The following is a 3,941-nucleotide window of genomic DNA, read 5'->3' on the forward strand; positions in this document are numbered from 1 at the left end:
CTACTTTTTGTGGGTAGGACCACTTCAGAAGGTAGAAAGTGAATATTGATAAATTAGAGAAAACTGCCCTTAGTCATCATATGGCAACAGTGACAATAGTAGATTCCATAGTTGGGAACGGCGTTTACAAACCAAGCTTTTTCCCAACGATTGTAAAGAAAGGAGAAGAAGTTTTTTGTGTTATTGACGCAAGCAGTAAATTTAAACCAAATGTTGATTTGATCGATGCATATATAACTATGGCATCATTCAGCCTGGAATTAAAAATCAAACTCCTACTTGCAATAGAAAAATCAGGTTTTCAAAGAGGTCATAAGTTGATGAATCTCTATGAATCTGTCAGTGAAGAATCGAAGACTCATATTAGATCTAAAATAAAAGAGATAACTAAAAAATCGGAAATGCACAAGCTTGGCGCTAAGGCAATAAACGAACATTGCAAAGTACAATTCGCATGGGAACCCCATAAACTTATAGCCAACTCATCCGAGGCATTCGAAAAATGGCGATACCACTTTGAAGAAAACTCTCGGATAACATGGTTTGCTGGTTATAGCGAGCTTCAACAAGCAATAGATTCGAGAATAGATCAACTAAAATCAAGCTAACAAGTGCATGTTGTTCGCCCACTTCGTGGGCTGGGACCTCCGCACTACGTGCTCCGGCCCCAAATGCAGGCGTTAGTTTTCTAGGATGCATATGAGACAAGAATTAACTCTTAAAGGGATTGCACTTGAAAAGCTCAATCGGATTTTGAATCCGAATTTTGATTCCAAATTTATTTGGGCTTTGCTCTCTGGGGGAGTGCTTCTTGCCGGGTATCAGCGAATCATACAGCTATGCTCCACCTTAGAAGTGGTTTCAGGTGGAACTTATGTGAAGTTGTCCCTTAGTTCGGGTACCGATGTAATTTTCATTGTCATCGGTTCAGTGATGATATTTTCATCGATCATCATATTCATTATGAGAATGATCAATAGTCAGCCTGGCACTGTTCAAAGGTATAAGTCTTTGCAACACGCAGCAAAGGATCTTAGGCCTCTGATGGACGAAAATCGCCGAGTATTTACCGCATTTGGGCCTAATTCTGAAAGCGGAATTGTAGATGATTTAAGGCAAGACTATGAAGTATGGGAGCAGCTAAAAAGGGAACAGATCGTACCTAACAACGATGAGATACTAAATATATTGAACAGAGTAAAAGTGCTTGCGAAGGATGAAGCTCCGATTGTAAGCAAGATGAAATCACATATTGAAGCATTTAAAAAACACTGTTCTAACCCAAACTTTGACTACAGCAATGATCAATTTCCATTGAGTTTTGCGGATTTGATTTTTAAGTATTCCAAGTCAAATGGTAATAACATGGGGAAATATGAGGAGTGGCTGAAGAAATCTCTTTCTCAATATCTAGATAAAGTTGAATCTGTATACATCTTCGGAAGCGCTCTCTATGGACAAGAAAATACTGATGTAGATGTGATCATAAAAAACAACCTTGTTGATATTGAAGAAATAAGGGAGTTCGCTCAAATATCAAAGGAACTGAAAAATGCCTTTGAGAAGGATTTCTCCCTCTCATTGCATTTAAAGGTGTTCTCGGAGCGAGAGGCTCAGAGCTTTGGTAGGTTTTTAGAGAAAATATACAAATCTGAAAAGGTGATCTAGCTTGGGTAGAAATCTGCATTACACAATACCCCAATATCTTGAGAGTGCACTCAAAAAACACGCCAAAGTGCTGTCTTGGGAGCGCATTGATAACAGCCAAACAGATGAACACTACATCTATTTGATCAGGAGATCGGATGGGCTTAGCGAGGTGATTGTTCATTTGTCTGACGAGTATGAATACTCCCTAGATGATTATTTTCAAAGGCCCGACAGCATCAGGGAAGGAGCATTTATTTTGGTTGCTCGACCTGAAGCTGTTTATGACGATTCAATCGTCGAAGTAGCACAACAGGATCAAGTGAGCATTGGTAAGTTTGGCGCATTAATGGGGGCTCTCTATAAGGAGAGGCACTGGAATTATGTTCCCAAGGAAAGAAGAGACGAAAACTAACAAGCGGCAGCACGCGGACCGCGCTACGCTCGGCCGGTGTGCCGAGCGTTATGAAATCCAATCTGCCTTTGGTCATCGAACGGTGCCAAGGGTAATTTGGACAGTAAATTTAATAGTCCGTGCCGCCTCGTCGAGGTGGTCGGAAAGTAAGTAAGTTAAAGAAGCAATGGAGTGCTTTGCGAAATGGAGTTCATCTCTCTTTTCTCAGTCACTTCAACAATGGAAAACCAATCCTGGTGCCATGTGTTGGCATATCAGGCTTGGCGGTAGCGTGCCTGTTGGCATGGGGCAAATCAAACAAGGAGAGTGAAATGATTCAAAACTATCAGTCCTTATCCTTTTTAAATTAGCCCTGTGCAGGAATAGGCTTTCATAACAAGGCACAGCAGTCGCTCCCGTTGGTCGCTGGGACCGTCAAAACGCTGCGCTTATTTGCCGGCCCCTGTGTGCGGAGTTAGGTGTCAAATGGCGTTAGACATATACCAAAAAATCGAGAACGACTTCGGTGAAAGAGCCAACGAAGTCCACGAAGAATTAAAAGTTCTCGATGCCAAAACAAAGGGCATGATAAGCAATAGAATAATAAGGGCTATTGTTTATTTATCTAATGGCGATGTTTCAACTTTTCACGAGAAAGTAAAACTCGCTCAAGTAGATTGGCGTGATGTATTAATGCAAGCAGAGTACAGCTACCCTGAAAATGAGCGATTAAGAGATTTTGATAAAACATTTTATGAACTTGGCTTACTTAAAGGCAAAAACACCTAACAAGGCCAGGCAACATCAGTCGCTTCGCTCCTTGGACAGTCTTGCGCTTGCGCCTTATGTGCGTGGCTTCGCCATTATTGCACAAAAGTCACAATCACAAGCCTGCCGTTGCTGGCGGCGTTATGCAATATAAATGATTAATATCCGAGAAGCTGAAATAAAAGACGCGGAAACTTGGTCAAAGTTAAGAACCGAGCTTTGGCCAAATACTAATGACGATCATCGATCAGAAATAAATGTAAGGAACTTTGCCGAAGGAAGCAGAAGGTCAAAAGTGCCATATATAGAAGCTTGGCTAGTTGATCCAGAAAAAAGAGGTGAAGGAGTTGGTAAGGCTTTAATCCAAAAGGCCGAACAATGGGCTTGTTCTCGTGGTTATTCAGAGTTGGCGAGCGATACCGATCTTACTAATGTGGCGAGTATATCAATACATAAGCACATGGGTTTTACTGAAACCGAACGTATTGTGTGTTTTATTAAGAGTCTAAAAAATGCATAACAAACCGCTCAAATACGTTCCGGCCACAAAAAGCGTGGCCTCCACCGGACTCGCTAACGCTCGCCGTTTAGCGGGGCGTTATGCGTAAATAATATGAGTACATTTTGCCTAATAATTTTCGTGCTCTTGGCCACTGGCTGTGCAACTACGTACGATAAATTGCAGCCCTTAGTTACCGTTGGAGCTTCCGAAGAGCAAGTAAAGAAATATCTATCAGACACAAATACACCATACACTTTCTTTACTTGCGAAGAGTATAAATCTAGCTGGTCAGTTCCAGTTAAGCAGTGCAAATTTGATGATTCAATTGGCGTCTACCAAGCATTAGCAAATGATGGCTCTTATGTCCTAGGCATGGGCTCAACTGACGTGCAGCTTGCTATAGAAATCGGGCCAAATAAAAAAGTAGTTCATGTAGGCAAAGATAATGTACATACATTTTTGTAGGGCCACGCATAACAAGCCGCTCAAATACGTTCCGGCCACAAAAAGCGTGGCCTCCACCGGACTCGCTAACGCTCGCCGTTTAGCGGGGCGTTAGGCTCCCGAGTTACCCACGAACAGTAGACACCTTCTATAGTTAGGTTTACGCCTGACGAGGAGGTGTAAGAT

The 3,941-nt window shown here is 42.0% G+C and carries 5 protein-coding genes; all 5 read left to right on the forward strand.

The genetic code is table 11. The features are described 5' to 3' along the window. Positions 1-38 precede the first annotated feature (38 nt). The 5 genes from ADIMK_RS11105 (at position 39) to ADIMK_RS21700 (ending at position 3,329) form a co-directional block, all read left to right on the forward strand. The gene (locus ADIMK_RS11105) at positions 39-608 is read left to right on the forward strand and encodes a hypothetical protein (RefSeq protein WP_036187861.1); all 570 of its coding nucleotides are present in this window, start codon (positions 39-41) and stop codon (positions 606-608) included. 91 nt (positions 609-699) lie between these two features. After that, on the forward strand, positions 700-1,668 hold the full coding sequence (locus ADIMK_RS11110; protein ID WP_036187864.1) for a hypothetical protein: 969 nt from the start codon (positions 700-702) through the stop codon (positions 1,666-1,668). A 1-nt stretch (position 1,669) separates the two neighbouring features. After that, complete coding sequence (locus ADIMK_RS11115; protein WP_036187866.1) at positions 1,670-2,062, forward strand: hypothetical protein; 393 nt, start codon at positions 1,670-1,672, stop codon at positions 2,060-2,062. Positions 2,063-2,527: 465 nt separating this feature from the next. Continuing rightward, positions 2,528-2,830 (forward strand): hypothetical protein, encoded by a 303-nt coding sequence (locus ADIMK_RS11120; protein ID WP_036187869.1) that lies wholly within the window; start codon positions 2,528-2,530, stop codon positions 2,828-2,830. A 133-nt stretch (positions 2,831-2,963) separates the two neighbouring features. Continuing rightward, entirely contained in the window at positions 2,964-3,329 is a 366-nt protein-coding gene (locus ADIMK_RS21700) for a GNAT family N-acetyltransferase (RefSeq protein ID WP_231517041.1), read from the forward strand. Positions 3,330-3,941 lie beyond the last annotated feature (612 nt).

Source organism: Marinobacterium lacunae, from assembly GCF_000705555.1.
GTDB lineage: Bacteria > Pseudomonadota > Gammaproteobacteria > Pseudomonadales > Balneatricaceae > Marinobacterium_D > Marinobacterium_D lacunae.

Bases quoted from the DNA above. Each gene is read 5' to 3' on its own strand.
- ADIMK_RS11110 (WP_036187864.1), top strand. From the start codon at position 700: ATGAGACAAGAATTAACTCTTAAAGGGATTGCACTTGAAAAGCTCAAT.
- ADIMK_RS11120 (WP_036187869.1), top strand. From the start codon at position 2,528: ATGGCGTTAGACATATACCAAAAAATCGAGAACGACTTCGGTGAAAGA.
- ADIMK_RS21700 (WP_231517041.1), top strand. From the start codon at position 2,964: ATGATTAATATCCGAGAAGCTGAAATAAAAGACGCGGAAACTTGGTCA.